The following is a 13,922-nucleotide window of genomic DNA, read 5'->3' as shown; positions in this document are numbered from 1 at the left end:
CGAATCCCGCCCATGCGATCTGCTCTAAGCGGCACGGGCGGGGCGGTGCGCCGCGAGCGATTCGGAAGGACGCTCGCCGAACATTCGGGCGTATTCCTGCGCGAACCGCGGCAGGTGGCTGAAGCCGACGGCCGCCGCCACCTCCTGCACCGTGGTGCCCGGCATTCCGGACGTGAGTTGCCGGCGCGCCGCCGCCAGCCGCAGGGTGCGCAGATAGGCCACCGGTCCGAGGTCGTAGATGCTTTCGAAGGCGTACTGCAACGACCGCCGGGAGCAGCCCAGCTCGTTGCACAGGTCGGTGACCGACAGCGGCTCGCCCAGCCGCTCGAGCATGGCGGCGCGGGCGCGCCTGGCGATGCGCGGATAGCTGTCGATCCGCAGTTTCTGTCCACCGGTCTGCCCGCGCTCGACCACGCTGCCCAGGTAATCGATGGCGAGTTCGCGCAGGTCGAGCAGATCCGCCGCGCCATCGGCCGGATCGCCTGCCGCGCCCACCTGCTGCAGCAGGTGCATGATGCGCGACTGCAGGTCGAACTTCAGGCGTCCGGTCTCCGACCAGCAGTCGTGGTGCGTGAAGAGCTTCTGCCAGTACTCGGGCGGGCGCTCTGGCGAAAGCGATTGCAGCACCGACGGCGCCAGCGAAATGCCGACGCAGACCGAGCGCATCGGGGTGCGAAGTTCGAATTCGCGGCCCGGCGTGAACGCCACGACCGAATCCTGGTCGATGTGCCGCCCGTTCCAGTAGGCCCGCTCGGACAGCTCGCAGGCGGCGGCGATGGTGATGTGCTGGGTGTCGGACACCCCCGTCTGGAACACGCTCTGGTCGAGTGATTCGCGGAAGACGGTGATGTCGTTCGCACTGATGGCGAAAAGGCTGCCCGAGAAAGCGCCCGTGGACAGTTGCTCGTAGGACTGGTGCAGCAACCCGAAGCTGGACGCCTGCTCCTGCGCATCGCGCGTGTGCACGCACAACCGCGAGGTCGCGTGGGGATCTGTGATCGCTTCGAGAGACCGAGAGGACATGGCAAAGTGGTGAGGCAAGCATGCGCCGCCTGCTTGCAGGCATGCAAGAGTCGTACCCAATCCGAAGCGGCGCCCTTCTCGGCGACTCGCCCGCCACCTGCCCGCACGCGTTGCGCGCGGCTGCGCTCTCACACCCGATGGCGCCAGCGTCAGGAGGCCTCACGCCAAGACTTGCACAATCGATGACTGGCGTTGGCCTTGAACTCCCTGGGCGACATACCGAGGTGGGTTTTGAAGACGCGGCTGAAATGCGATGCGTTGGAGAAACCCCAGGAGAGGGCCACATCGGTGATCGAGCGCGTGGCCTCGGCCGGGCTTCGCAGGACCATCGCACACTGCATCACCCGCCGCTGCCAGATGTAGTTCGACACCGAACCGGCAGGATCGGTGGCAAAAGCGCGGTGGACGCTGCGCGGGGACATGCCGCAGCCGTGCGCGATGGCTTCGACCGACAGGTCTGCATCCGAGAGCCGCGTGTCGATCCAGGCCTTGATGCGTGTGCACTGGATATCCCTCGGCTGGTGGGCCGCGGGCAACTCGAGCTGCTCTCGCAGGCCGTTCCACATGGTTGCAACGATGGCGTTCGCAAGCCCCATGGCGCTGTAGGAAGCCAAGCGGTGCATCTGGCCAAAGCCTTCGCCCACCATCGCGTGAAGGACCCGCCCGACACCGATTTTTCCGTCGCAGCGCCGCGCCATGCCGCGCGCGACGAGGTCGCCCAGATCGGCGTCGCTCGGCCGCCCGATGCGCACGATGATCTGTTCGTTTCCGGCCAGGCTGTTCCACTTGAACGGCCAGCGCGTGTCGAGCACGCACCAATCGCTGGGGCTGAGCACGCCGCTGCGTCCGCACTGCTCGAAGTAGCTTGAATTCCTGACCTGGAGGACCAGGATCAATGGATTGGCTGCAGTCGCGGCGTCCTGACGCAAGGCGCGCTGGAAGCGGTGTGGCGTGACCGTCATGCGGCACACGCGAGTGCCGGCCAGGTCGCCATACTCGATGTGGCCGCTGAAAGCCTGGTCTCCGACGGACTGGGTCTGCATGACGTCCTGATGGCGCAGGTCAACGGACATGCGGCTGATGACCGCATGAATCGCGTCTTCCCACATCTGGACAGAGGAAGTGAGTACTTCGCCTTCGCGGGAAACTGTTGTGCTCTTGGTCACGTCTTGCCTTCTGTTTTCTCGTGCGGAGACCATGGGAAATCTTAAGACGCTTTGTGTCCTGGGGCTCGGCGCGCAGACCGGCTAGGGGTTAGTCCGGAGAACGAAACGTCGCATCCAGTCAAGTGTGGCGTTTGAAGCAAAGTCGGTTCGCGGCTGCGCTTCTAAGCTTCACGCCATCGACTCCCGCCGTGATTCCGCACGGTGGGCAGGTCGCGATGGAGACAGACAAAGAATGAAATCGAATCTTGCGCTGCCGCACGTGTCCCGTGTCGCCGGCCTCGTGCTGCTGCCCCTGATGGCCGGGCATGCCCTGGCCCAATCGCCTTCCGTCAGCCAGCCCGGCGGACTGAACCTGGGGGTGACCAGTTTCTACGACGGGTTTTCCGGTTCCGCTGGCTGGACCTGGCAGTCCACCGTCCGCCATTCGAGCGCCAACAAGATCGTGGATTCCAAGGGCAATGCCAGCACCGTCTTTGCAAGGCCCCGGATCGACAGCACGGTGATCCTCAATCAGCTGTCCTACGCCATGCCCACGACGATCAACGGCTGGCGGCCCGCGTTCATGGTGATCCTGCCCGTCGTCGCACTCCGCAGCAGTTTCGGGCCGGGGCCGGCGCTCAAGGACGGCGGCACCGGTGTGGGCGACATGACGCTCGAGGCCTCCCTGCAGTCCGAGCCGGTCCTGAATGCCGGCGGTGCGCCTCTGTTCATCCAGCGGTTCACCGCAGCGGCCATCCTGCCGACCGGCCGCTACGACGAGCACACCGACATCAACCAGGGCTCCGGCTACGCGTCGTTCAATCCCTACTGGGCCGCGACCTTGTTTCCCGCGCCACGCTGGGAAGTGAGCTGGCGGCTCCACTACCTCTACAACTTCAGGAACGACAAGCCAGCCTCCAGCGCGCCTCGCCCGTTCAATGGGGCGCCGGTCACCACCACCCAGGCCGGCGACGCGGGCTGGGTCAACTTCGGCACGTCCTATGCCGTGACACCCGACGTCAGCCTCGGTATCAATGGCTATTACTTCCAGCAGCTCTCGGACAGCCGGGCCAATGGCACGCGGCTGGCCGACTCCCGCGAGCGCGTGCTGGGCATCGGCCCCGGGCTGATGTGGCGAATCAGCCCGGCGCGGGCCTTGTGGGTCAATGCGTACACCGAAAGCATGGTGCGCAACCGCACCGCCTCTTCGTTGAACCTGCAGGTACGTGCCGTCTTCGCGCTCTGAGCGACGACCTGTCGAACGCCGGAGAAAGCATGACACGCGCCCTCGCAACCCCCACCCCGCATCCAAGGAACAAGGCATGAAACACAACGCCTCGTCGCAATTGCCCGTCAGCCCATCTCCATCGTCTTCGCATGAGTGGGGAACGCTGGGGCTGATGGCTCTGGGCTTCGCGTTGGTGAACCTCGATCGGTTCATCATGTACCCGCTGTTTCCCGTCATGGCGCGGGAACTGGGCCTCGACTACCAGGACATCGGCCTCATCTCCGCGGCGGTGGCGCTGACCTGGGGGCTTTCGTCCATGGTGTTCGGCCGCCTGTCCGATCGCCTCGGACGACGCGGCATCCTGATCACCTCGGTGCTGGTCTTCTCGGTGCTGTGCGGCATGACCGGTCTGGCCATGGGCCTGGGCAGCCTGCTGCTGATCCGCGCGGTGATGGGTGTCTTCGAGGGCGCGTTCGTGCCCGTCAGCATCGCCACCGTGGTCGACGCGAGTCCTGCAGCGCACGTCGGGCGCAACACCGGCCTGCAGCAACTGATGGCGCCCCTGGTCGGCAGCGCGCTGGCGCCGGTGCTGGCCATCCTTCTCTTGCAGCTGCTTCCTTCCTGGCGCTGGGTCTTCATCGTCACCGCCGTGCCCGGGCTCTTGTGCGCCTGGCTCATCTTTCGTCGACTGGTGGAGCCCCGCCGTGTGCAACGAACCGCGTCGGGGCCCGCAGCGGTCGCCCCGCTACCGATTCGCGCCGTGCTGACCTATCCCAATGTGGCGTTGTGCAGCGCAGGCTTCTGCTTCTGGCTGGCGCCCGTGGTGGTCTTCGGCTCCCTGATGCCAAGCTATCTCTCGGACCACCTTCACCTGAAGCTCAGCGACATGGGATGGGTGATGTCCACCCTGGGCATCGGCGGCGCAGCAGGCATGCTCCTGTTTCCGACCCTGTCGGATCGCTGGGGCCGCAAGAAGATGATGATCACCTGCCTGGCCCTGGCCATGGTCCCCACCTGGCTGCTGATGCACACGGGCGCCGACCCGCTGCGCCTGTCGCTGTGGATGTTCCTGGCCGCCTTTTTTGTGTCGGGCGTCATTGCCATGGTGCATTCGGTGACCGCCGACAACGTGCCGGTGCAGCATGTCTCCACCGCCACCGGCTTCATCGTCGGCACCGGGGAGATCGTGGGTGGCGCCATCGCGCCTGCCGTGGCCGGCGCACTGGCCAAGGCCTTGGGCATCACCGCGATCCTGCCCTTTGCATTGGGCTGCATGGCGATCGGACTGGTGTTGGCCCTGATGCTTCGCAGCGCGCAACCCCATGCGGCGCCGCGGGGCACCGCCTTGCACGCCTGATGCGTGCCCGGGAGGGTCGCTACCGCTTGCCGGGCGCCGCAGCATCGCCAGGCAGGAGCCGCTCGATGACCTCGCGGTACAGCGTGGCCAGTGCGGCCGTGTCGGCCTGCTGCGCGGTCAGCCGGCGCACGGCAGCCCCATCGATGAGCACCGCGATGAGCTCGACCCGCGCCGACACATCCGCCGCCTGCAGATGCGGATGGTCGCGCCGCACGACGGCAACCGCGTGGGCATGCAGCCGCTCATCGGCCGTGCGGACCATGGCAGCCACGGCGGGGTTCCGGCTGGCTTCGGCCGTGACTTCGAGCATCAGCGCCTGATCGCCCGCATCCTCGTCGGACAGCGCGCGCCGGGCCAGCATGCTGGGCAGATCCTCATGGCCGCCGGTGCTGCCGATCCATACCAGCCGCCTCGACACGATGTGCTCGACGATGGCATGCACGATCGCCTCCTTGTTGGCGAAGTACCGGTAGATCTGGCCGACGCTCATCTGCGCCTGCGACGCGATCTGCCCCATGCTGGCCGCGTGGAAACCGTGCCGCAGCACACAGGCCTGCGCGGCCGTGACGATCTGAAGGCGACGCAGTTCATCTCGCTCTGACTTGGAGGGACGCCGCACCAACGGTGCGGCAGGAGCCGCGGACGGTTTATTCGTAGAGGTCACGCGTCTTTACAAAGCGGAAACTTGGGCGCCCACATTGTATTGAGAATGAACATTCACATTCAAATCGGCCCTGTATGAAAACGCGCATCTTTTTGCCCCTTGTCTTCGGCTCGATATGCCTTTTGTTGACGGCCTGCAACCAGCAGGACAAGCCACCGCAGCGCGGCCCCGTCGAGGTGGGAATCACCACCCTCCAGACCCAGGCCGTGGCGCTGACGACGGAACTCGCCGGCCGGACCACCGCTTCGCTGTCGTCCGATGTCCGCCCGCAGGTGGCCGGCATCATCAAGGCCCGGCGCTTCGAGGAAGGATCGCTGGTGCGCGCCGGCCAGGTGCTCTACCAGATCGATCCGGCCAGCTACCAGGCCACGGTCGACCAGTACGTCGCCTCCCTGGCCAATGCCCAGGCCTCGGTGTCCTCGGCCAAACTCAAGAGCGAGCGCTACGACGATCTCCTCAAGATCGAAGGGGTGGCCAAGCAGGACGCCGACGACGCGCGCACGTCGTACCAGCAGGCGGTGGCCACGGTCGCCCAGCAGAAAGCGTCGCTGGCCTCGGCCCGCATCAACCTCGAATACACCCAGGTCCGCGCACCGATCTCCGGTCGGATCGGCAAGTCCAGCGTGACCCCGGGCGCCCTGGTGACGGCGAGCCAGACCGATGCGCTGGCCACCATCCGCGCGCTCGACCCGATCTATGTCGACGTGACGCAGTCGAGTGCATCGCTGCTGCGGCTGCGCCGCTTGCTGGCATCGGCCCAGGGCATGCAGGCCGGCAGCACGGAGGTCGGCCTGAAGCTCGAGGATGGCTCGGACTACGCGCGCAAGGGGCGGCTGAAGTTCAGCGAGGTGGCGGTGGACGAGGCCACCGGCTCGGTGACGCTGCGCGCGGAATTCCCCAATCCGGACGGCACGCTGCTGCCCGGCATGTACGTGCGGGCGGTGGTCGACGAGGCGGTGGATCCGCAGGGCCTCCTGGTGCCGCAGCAGGGCATCAGCCGCGACGCCAAGGGCGACGCCACCGCGATGGTGGTCGGCAACGACAACAAGGTGCGCAGCGTGACCGTGACGACGCAGCGTTCGATCGGCGACAAGTGGCTCGTGTCCTCGGGCCTCGCGGCGGGCGATCGCGTGGTGGTCCAGGGCAACAACAAGATCAAGGACGGCGACACGGTCAAGCCGGTCGACGCCCAGTCGGCCAGCGGCTCCTCCGACGCTGCGCCCCGCTCTCAGGGTGCGCAGCCGGCGCCTGCCGCTGGAGGGCGTTGAAGCATGCTCGCCCGTTTTTTCGTCAACCGGCCCATCTTCGCCTGGGTCATCGCCATCGTGATCATGCTGACCGGCGCGCTGGCGATCAATTCCCTGCCGGTGGCGCAGTACCCCGACGTGGCACCGCCGACGGTGAAGATCTCGGCCACCTACACCGGCGCGTCTGCCGAGACGGTGGAGAACAGCGTCACCCAGATCCTGGAGCAGCAGCTCACCGGCCTGGACGGGCTGCTGTACTTCTCGTCGACCAGCAGCTCGGCCGGCAGCGCGAGCATCGACGTCACGTTCCAGCAAGGTACCAACCCTGACACCGCGCAGGTGCAGGTGCAAAACAAGGTCCAGCAGGCGTTGTCGCGGCTGCCGCAGACGGTCCAGAACGTCGGCGTGACGGTCACCAAGTCGCAGTCGGACTACCTGGTCATCCTCGCCCTGTACGACAGCACCGACAAGCACACGGCGACCGACATCGCCGACTACATGGTGAGCAACATCCAGGACCCGATCTCGCGCGTGGACGGCGTGGGCGGCGTGCAGGTGTTCGGCGCGCAATACGCGATGCGCATCTGGATGGACCCGAACAAGCTCGCAGCCTACAAGCTGATGCCCTCGGACATCGAAACCGCACTGGAAGCACAGAACACGCAGGTCTCTGCCGGCAAGATCGGCGGCATGCCCGCGGCGGCCGGACAGCAGCTCAACGCCACGGTGACCGCGCAATCCAAGCTGCAGACGCCCGCACAGTTCGAAGAGATCGTGGTCAAGTACGACAGCGCGGGGGCCACCGTGCGCCTGCGCGACGTGGCCCGTGTGGAGCTGGGCAGCGAGAGCTACAACAACGTCACCCGGCTCAACGGCCATCCGGCTTCGGGGATTGCGGTGCAGCTGGCGCCTGGCGCCAATGCGCTGTCGACGGCCAACCGAGTGAAGAGCACCGTCGCGCAACTGCAGCGCAACATGCCCGACGGCTACAAGATCGCCTACCCGCGCGACAGCACCAAGTTCATCCGGGTCTCGATCGAGGAAGTGGTCAAGACGCTGTTTGAAGCGATCGCGCTGGTGATCGTGGTGATGTTCGTGTTCCTGCAGAACTGGCGCGCCACGCTGATCCCGGCCATCGCGGTTCCGGTGGTCTTGCTCGGCACCTTCGGGGTGCTGTCGATATTCGGCTACTCGATCAACACGCTCACCATGTTCGGCATGGTGCTGTCGATCGGCCTGCTGGTCGACGACGCCATCGTGGTGGTCGAGAACGTCGAGCGCCTGATGCGCGAGGAGCGCCTGTCGGCGCGCGACGCCACGATCAAATCCATGGGCGAGATCACCGGCGCGCTGGTGGGCATTGCCACGGTGCTGTCGGCGGTCTTCCTGCCGATGGCCTTCTTCGCCGGCTCCACGGGCGTGATCTACCGGCAGTTCTCCATCACGATCGTGGCCTCCATGGTGCTCTCGGTGCTGATCGCGCTGACGCTCACGCCCGCACTCTGCGCGACGCTGCTCAAGCCGCATGCGGAGCACGCCGGCACCCGGGGGCTGGCCGGCTGGTTCAATCGCAAGTTCGACAGCATGCTCACGCGCTACGAAGGCCGGGTGGCACGCTTGCTGAAGGCGCCTGTGCGCTGGATGCTGTCCTATGGATTGATCGTGGTCGTGCTGGGCGTGCTCTTCCTGCGTCTGCCGTCGGGCTTCCTGCCGACCGAAGACACCGGCGAGGCAATGGTCCAGATGTCCCTGCCGGTCGGTGCATCGGTGCAACGCACGCTGGAGGTGGCCAAGGACGTCGAGAAGCAATTCCTGACGAACGAGAAGGACAACACCGAAGCCATCTTCACGATCGCCGGCTTCAACTTCGCCGGCAGCGGGCAGAACGCCGGCATGGCTTTCGTCTCGCTCAAGGACTGGTCCGAGCGCAAGGGGGTTGCCAACCGTGCCGACACCATCACCGGCCGTGCAACGGGTGCACTGTCGCGTGTGCGCGATGCCCAGATCTTCGCACTCAGCCCGCCGGCCATCCAGGGCCTGGGGCAATCCAACGGTTTCGAATTCCAGCTGCAAGCAAGCGCCGGTACGGACCGCGCGACCCTCAAGACCATGCGCGACAGCCTGATGGCCGAAGCCACCCAGGACCGCCAGCTGAGCGCGGTGCGCAACGGCGGCCTGGACGACACACCGCAGCTGCGCGTGGACGTCGATCAGGCCAAGGCATTCTCGCTGGGCTTGTCGATGTCCGACGTCAACGACACGCTGAGTTCCGCATGGGCGGGGACCTACGTCAATGACTTCATCGACCGCGCGCGCGTCAAAAAGGTGTACATCCAGGCCGACGCACCCTTCCGCTCGCGCCCCGAGGACCTCAACGACTGGCGTGTGCGGGGCAGCTCGGGCAGCATGACGCCCTTCTCCTCCTTTGCCACCACCCGCTGGATCTATGGCCCGGAGAGCCTCACGCGCTACAACGGCCTGGCTGCGTACACCATCCAGGGTGCCGCGGCGTCGGGGGTGAGTTCGGGCAAGGCGATGGACGAAATGGAAGCGCTCGCCGGCAAACTGCCGCAAGGCAGCGCCTTCGCCTGGAGTGGGCTGTCCTACCAGGAGCGGCTGTCCAGCGGCCAGACCGGCAAGCTCTACGCGATCTCCATCCTGGTCGTGTTCCTCTGCCTGGCCGCACTGTATGAAAGCTGGTCGGTGCCCTTCTCGGTGATCCTGGTGATTCCGCTGGGTGTGGTGGGCGCGGTGCTCGCCGCAACGTTGCGTGGCCTGGAGAACGACGTCTACTTCCAGGTGGCCTTGCTGACCACGGTCGGCCTGTCGGCGAAGAACGCGATCCTGATCGTGGAGTTCGCCGAGGCGGCCTACCTGAGCGGCAAGGGGTTGGTCGAATCGGCGATCGAGGGCGCGCGGCTGCGGCTGCGCCCGATCCTGATGACCTCGCTGGCCTTCATCGCAGGCGTCATGCCGTTGGCCTTGTCGACGGGCGCAGGCGCCAACAGCCGTGTCTCCATCGGCACTGGGATTGTCGGCGGCACGCTCACGGCCACGGTGCTGGCGATCTTCTTCGTGCCGCTCTTCTTCGTGCTGGTGCGCAAGACGTTCAGCCGCTCCGGACGCGGTGGTCCCCCTCGTGGAGATGCGTCTGCACCTTCCGAACTCGCGCCAGGGGCCTGAACATGAACCGAAGACTTCTTCCCCTGGCAATGGCCACCGCACTGCTGAGCGCCTGCTCGTCGATGGCACCGCCTTACCAGCAGCCGGCAGCCCCTGTGCCCACGTCCTGGCCGCAGGGCACCGCCTATGCCCCCACGAGCGAAGGCAGCGCGGCCGACATCCCGTGGCAATCGTTCGTGATGGACGAGCGGCTGCGCCAGGTCATCGCCCAGGCGCTGGCCAACAGCCGCGACCTGCGCGAAACCGTGGCCAGCATCGAGTCCGCCCGCGCCCAGTACCAATCGCAACGGGCGGCTTCCGTCCCGACGGTGAACGCCGGTGTGAGCGGCACCAAGTCGCGAAGCACGACCTCCGACGGCAATGGCGGGCTGACCACCGTGCGCAGCCAGAGCACGAGCGCCGAGCTGAGCATCAGCTCCTACGAACTCGACCTGTTCGGCAAGGTGCGCAGCCAGACCAACGCCGCACTGGAAACCTACCTGAAGAGCGAAGAGGCTTCGCGCGCCACCCGCATCAGCCTGATTGCCGAAACCATCAACGCCTGGATGACACTGGGGTCGGACCGCAGCCTTCTGGCCATCGCACGGCAGACGCAGGAGAGTTCGCAACGTTCGATGGACGTCGCACGAAAGCGCCTCGAGTTGGGCGTCACGTCGCGCGTCGACCTGCGCCAGGCCGAGACCGTCTACCAGCAGGCGCGCGCGGATGTGGCCAGCAGCCTCACCCAGATCGCCCAGGACCGCAATGCGCTCGAACTGCTGACCGGCTCGCCGGTCGCCGATGCGCTGCTGCCGGATGATCTGCCCGAAAGCGCGGTCGTCCTGGCCGACGTGCCCGCCGGCCTGTCGTCGGACGTCCTGCTCCAGCGCCCCGATGTGCTGGAGGCGGAGCACCAGCTCAAGTCGGCCAACGCCAACATCGGCGCGGCGCGCGCGGCGTTTTTCCCCTCGCTGACCCTGACCGCCAGCGGCGGCTTGAGCAGCGCTGCGCTGGCGGGGCTCTTCAGCGGCGGCGCGGCTGGCGTCTGGTCGCTGGCACCGTCCTTGAGCGTGCCCATTTTCGACGGCGGCGCGAATCGCGCCAACCTGGCGTACTACGAGGCGCAGCAGAAATACTATCTTTCGGCCTATGAGCTCGCGATACAGACCGCGTTCAAGGAAGTGGCCGATGCACTCGCGCAACGCGGCACCATGGCCGAGCAATTGGCGGCCCAGGCTGCGCTGGTGGAGGCCTCTTCCGACAGTTACAAGCTGGCCGACGCGCGCTACCGCAGCGGCGTGGACACCTTCCTCAATTCGCTGGATTCGCAACGCACGCTCTACAGCGCGCAGAAGACACTCACCAGCCTGCGGCTGACAGCGCTTGAAAACCGGGTCACGCTCTACCGCGTGCTGGGCGGTGGCATCGCCGGTTGACCGCATGCGCAGGCACCCCGTATCCCCGGCCAAGGGACCCTGACGCCATGCGCCACACGCGGGCCGAGGCCTTGCTCACGCGCGCCCGATTGGTCGACGCCGCTCTGGCGGCGTTCTGCGACAACGGGGTCCACGCCACGACACTGGGCGACGTGGCGATGCGTGCCGGCTTCACCCGTGGCGCGGTGTACTGGCACTTTGCGAACAAGGACGCACTGTTGAACGAGATCATCGCCGGGCTCCAGTGGCCACTGGACATCGGCAGCGACCTGGCGCCCTACCGCACGCACCCACGGCCGCTGGATCGGCTGCGCCGGCAACTCTGGCTGCAGATTCAACGTTGCACACAGGACCCCGCGCAATGGCAACGGGTGCGGCTCATGCTCAGGCATGGCGCAGGCCCCGACTTGCCAGTCGATGCGAGGATGCACATCGAGCACGCCACGTCCGCAGCCATCTCGCGCCTGGTCCAGGTCATGGACATCGCCCATGCCAGAGGACAGCTGCGCCAAGGCCTGGAACCGGCGACCGCTGCGAACTGCCTGCATTCCGTCGGCATCGGGGTGCTGTCCGCGCACGCCGTCGATCCCCTGCAACCCGGCCAGCGATCGACCTGGCCGTTGTGCGTCGATGTTTTCATGGCCGGCCTCTGCGCCGCTCCCAATGGGTAGCGACGCCCACCGCGGTGCGGTCAGCCGTGCTTGGGCGGCGCTATCTTGTTGATGCTGCTCCAGTGCTCGGCCAGACGCCCGTCGCGCACACGGTAGGTGTCGACGATGAAGTAGTCGTAGAACTCGCCCGGCCGGTCCGGGTCGGGCTGGGGCAGGCCGCCGCCGATGGCCACCATGTCCCCTTCGGCGATCAGAAAAGCCGGCGGGTTGGCCATCTCGGGCTGCACCGGCAGCGGTGGCCGGCCGCCCGCGACCCGCGCCACGAACGCCTCCAGGCCGACGCGCCCCTGCGGCATGTGACGGCAGTGCTGGTGATAGTCCTCCAGCACGAAATCTTTCACCGCCGACGGATCGAGGGCGTCGAAGACATGGCGGTAGAAGTCGATGACCAGCTGCTTGTTGGCCTCGGCGCGCTCGAAGCGCTCGTTCAGGTTGTGGGCTGCATCCATGCGTGTTGCTCCAATCAATAACGGTTTCAGAAAATCTTGTCGCCAGGCATGCGGGACAGGCCCGACAGCACGCCGAAGTCGGCTACCAGCATCAGGCTGAACATGTAGCCGTTGCGCGAACGCTGGTAGGTGGCCGGGATCAACGAATTGGGGTTCTTCAGGTACTGGACGCTGGCCTCCAGGAACACGCCGGGCATCAGGCCCACCCGTCCATGCACGTCGAACAGGAACATGTTCCGCGGCACCTGTTCATCGACCACCGCGACGGCACCGCCGGTCATGGCGTTCATTGCCGCCGTGTAGCCAAAGCGGGTCTGCTGCTCGTAGAGTGCGCGGCGCTCGCCCAGGCGCAGGTAGCGCACGTTGAAGCCGACCATCGCCAGCGGATTGCTCTTGGAGAAGCCGCTCCACTCGCTGCCCGCATAGGCTTCGAAGGGGTATTCCTGCGCGGACCCGGCGGTGTACGCGAAGCCACTGTAGGCCGCCAGGTTTTCCGGCACGCCGGGGCGGTCGCCATCGCGGGTCCAGTAGACCTTGCGGCCCTGCGCGTAGAGGCCGGAGCGGCCCTTGTGTTCCAGCGGCGTGCCGCTCGAGTTCTGGACCTTGGAACTGCCGTCGGTGTTGTAAAGCGGGTCGTCGTAGCGCGCCGAGTTGTGATACACGCCGGCTTCCAGCTTGTACGGATACGCCGAGTCCTCGAAGCCCTTGCGCTGGGTGTAGTTCATCATCGCGATGTACCCGTCCGTCTTGCCACGGCCCCAGTCCCAACCGTTGGTGTTCTGCCAGTTGTCGCTGTTGTCCTGCAGCATGGCGAAGCCGACGGTGCGGTCCTTGTCGAGCGAATAGCGCGCCGAACCGCCCCAGACCGACTTGGTCAACCCGGGCTGATTGAGCACCGTGGCCTGGGTGCTCATGATGCAGCCGCTGCACATGTTGCCCACCATGTATTCCTGGGTGAGGTTCATGCGGCCGAACTCCAGCTTGAGCCGGTCGTCCATCGCGCGCTGGCGGATGGTGAAGTTCGCCAGGTCGGTGGCCGTGGTGATCACCGGGTACGGCGTGAAGCCCGACCCGGTCTTGAACAGATAGGTGTCCGTGTTCCTCGAGGGTCGGTTCACGATTTGGGTCAGGTTGATTTCGGTGCCGCGCAGCCCGGCGATCTTCCCCAGGTCCAGTCCGAGGTCGAAGACCATGTTGCCGTAGTTGGCAGAGTTGCCGGGCTGGATGCCGGTCGACGGGTTGCTGAAGTACATGTCGACGAAAGTCATGCCCAGCGAGACGCCGTTGTCGCGCAGACGGTCGCCGACGTCCTTCAGCGGCCCCTGCGGCAACGCGAACTCCGGGCCCACCGGCACCGCCTTGCTGCCCAGGACTTCGCTGCCCAGCACCGCACCGCTGTCCGTGCGGCTGGTGGCCTTGGGCTGGTCCTGCGATGCGGGCGTGGCGCTCTGCGCCGCGGCGCCCAAGGCCACCGACGCCAGGCCGCATGCGGCCCACTTGTGCAGATTGGATTTCTTCATTTCTGTTGTCTCGTTGTCGT

Annotated in this window: 11 protein-coding genes; 6 read left to right on the top strand and 5 right to left on the bottom strand. The window is 66.3% G+C overall.

Features of this window, described 5'->3' with window-relative positions; all coding sequences use genetic code 11:
* Window positions 1-24: 24 nt before the first annotated feature.
* Window positions 25-1,023: a helix-turn-helix domain-containing protein gene (locus J2W36_RS15710; protein ID WP_307690683.1), complete on the bottom strand. Its 999-nt coding sequence runs from the start codon at window positions 1,021-1,023 to the stop codon at window positions 25-27.
* 149 nt (window positions 1,024-1,172) lie between these two features.
* Window positions 1,173-2,189, bottom strand: a complete 1,017-nt coding sequence (locus tag J2W36_RS15705; RefSeq protein ID WP_307690682.1) for a helix-turn-helix domain-containing protein — start codon at window positions 2,187-2,189, stop codon at window positions 1,173-1,175.
* Between the two features lie 232 nt (window positions 2,190-2,421).
* Here J2W36_RS15705 and J2W36_RS15700 point away from each other — a divergent pair, with 232 nt between their 5' ends.
* Together J2W36_RS15700 and J2W36_RS15695 are read left to right on the top strand one after the other, a co-directional pair.
* Window positions 2,422-3,414, top strand: coding sequence for a SphA family protein (locus J2W36_RS15700; protein WP_307690681.1), 993 nt, complete (start codon window positions 2,422-2,424; stop codon window positions 3,412-3,414).
* Between the two features lie 76 nt (window positions 3,415-3,490).
* Window positions 3,491-4,753 carry an MFS transporter gene (locus J2W36_RS15695; RefSeq protein ID WP_307690680.1) on the top strand — a complete coding sequence of 421 codons (1,263 nt, stop codon included), beginning with the start codon at window positions 3,491-3,493 and terminating at the stop codon, window positions 4,751-4,753.
* A gap of 19 nt (window positions 4,754-4,772) precedes the next feature.
* On the opposite strand, the gene J2W36_RS15690 is transcribed toward J2W36_RS15695, so the two are convergent.
* Window positions 4,773-5,372 carry a TetR/AcrR family transcriptional regulator gene (locus J2W36_RS15690; protein WP_307690679.1) on the bottom strand — a complete coding sequence of 200 codons (600 nt, stop codon included), beginning with the start codon at window positions 5,370-5,372 and terminating at the stop codon, window positions 4,773-4,775.
* Between the two features lie 170 nt (window positions 5,373-5,542).
* On the opposite strand from J2W36_RS15690, the gene J2W36_RS15685 reads away from it, so the two are divergent.
* The 4 genes from J2W36_RS15685 to J2W36_RS15670 are packed head-to-tail and all read left to right on the top strand — an operon-like array spanning window position 5,543 to window position 11,933.
* Window positions 5,543-6,685 carry an efflux RND transporter periplasmic adaptor subunit gene (locus tag J2W36_RS15685; protein WP_307690678.1) on the top strand — a complete coding sequence of 381 codons (1,143 nt, stop codon included), beginning with the start codon at window positions 5,543-5,545 and terminating at the stop codon, window positions 6,683-6,685.
* A 3-nt stretch (window positions 6,686-6,688) separates the two neighbouring features.
* Window positions 6,689-9,847, top strand: a complete 3,159-nt coding sequence (locus J2W36_RS15680; protein WP_307690677.1) for an efflux RND transporter permease subunit — start codon at window positions 6,689-6,691, stop codon at window positions 9,845-9,847.
* A 2-nt stretch (window positions 9,848-9,849) separates the two neighbouring features.
* On the top strand, window positions 9,850-11,262 hold the full coding sequence (locus tag J2W36_RS15675) for an efflux transporter outer membrane subunit (protein WP_307690676.1): 1,413 nt from the start codon (window positions 9,850-9,852) through the stop codon (window positions 11,260-11,262).
* Between the two features lie 47 nt (window positions 11,263-11,309).
* Window positions 11,310-11,933, top strand: coding sequence for a TetR family transcriptional regulator (locus J2W36_RS15670; RefSeq protein WP_307690675.1), 624 nt, complete (start codon window positions 11,310-11,312; stop codon window positions 11,931-11,933).
* Between the two features lie 20 nt (window positions 11,934-11,953).
* Here J2W36_RS15670 and J2W36_RS15665 read toward each other — a convergent pair whose 3' ends face one another.
* Window positions 11,954-12,382: a nuclear transport factor 2 family protein gene (locus tag J2W36_RS15665; RefSeq protein WP_307690674.1), complete on the bottom strand. Its 429-nt coding sequence runs from the start codon at window positions 12,380-12,382 to the stop codon at window positions 11,954-11,956.
* Between the two features lie 26 nt (window positions 12,383-12,408).
* Window positions 12,409-13,902, bottom strand: a complete 1,494-nt coding sequence (locus tag J2W36_RS15660) for a carbohydrate porin (RefSeq protein WP_307690673.1) — start codon at window positions 13,900-13,902, stop codon at window positions 12,409-12,411.
* Window positions 13,903-13,922: the final 20 nt, after the last annotated feature.

It is taken from the genome of Variovorax ginsengisoli (assembly GCF_030811835.1).
In the GTDB taxonomy this organism is placed as follows: domain Bacteria; phylum Pseudomonadota; class Gammaproteobacteria; order Burkholderiales; family Burkholderiaceae_C; genus Variovorax; species Variovorax ginsengisoli_C.
Note: the sequence above shows the minus strand (reverse complement) of the source record. Positions and strands in the feature narration are given on the sequence as shown.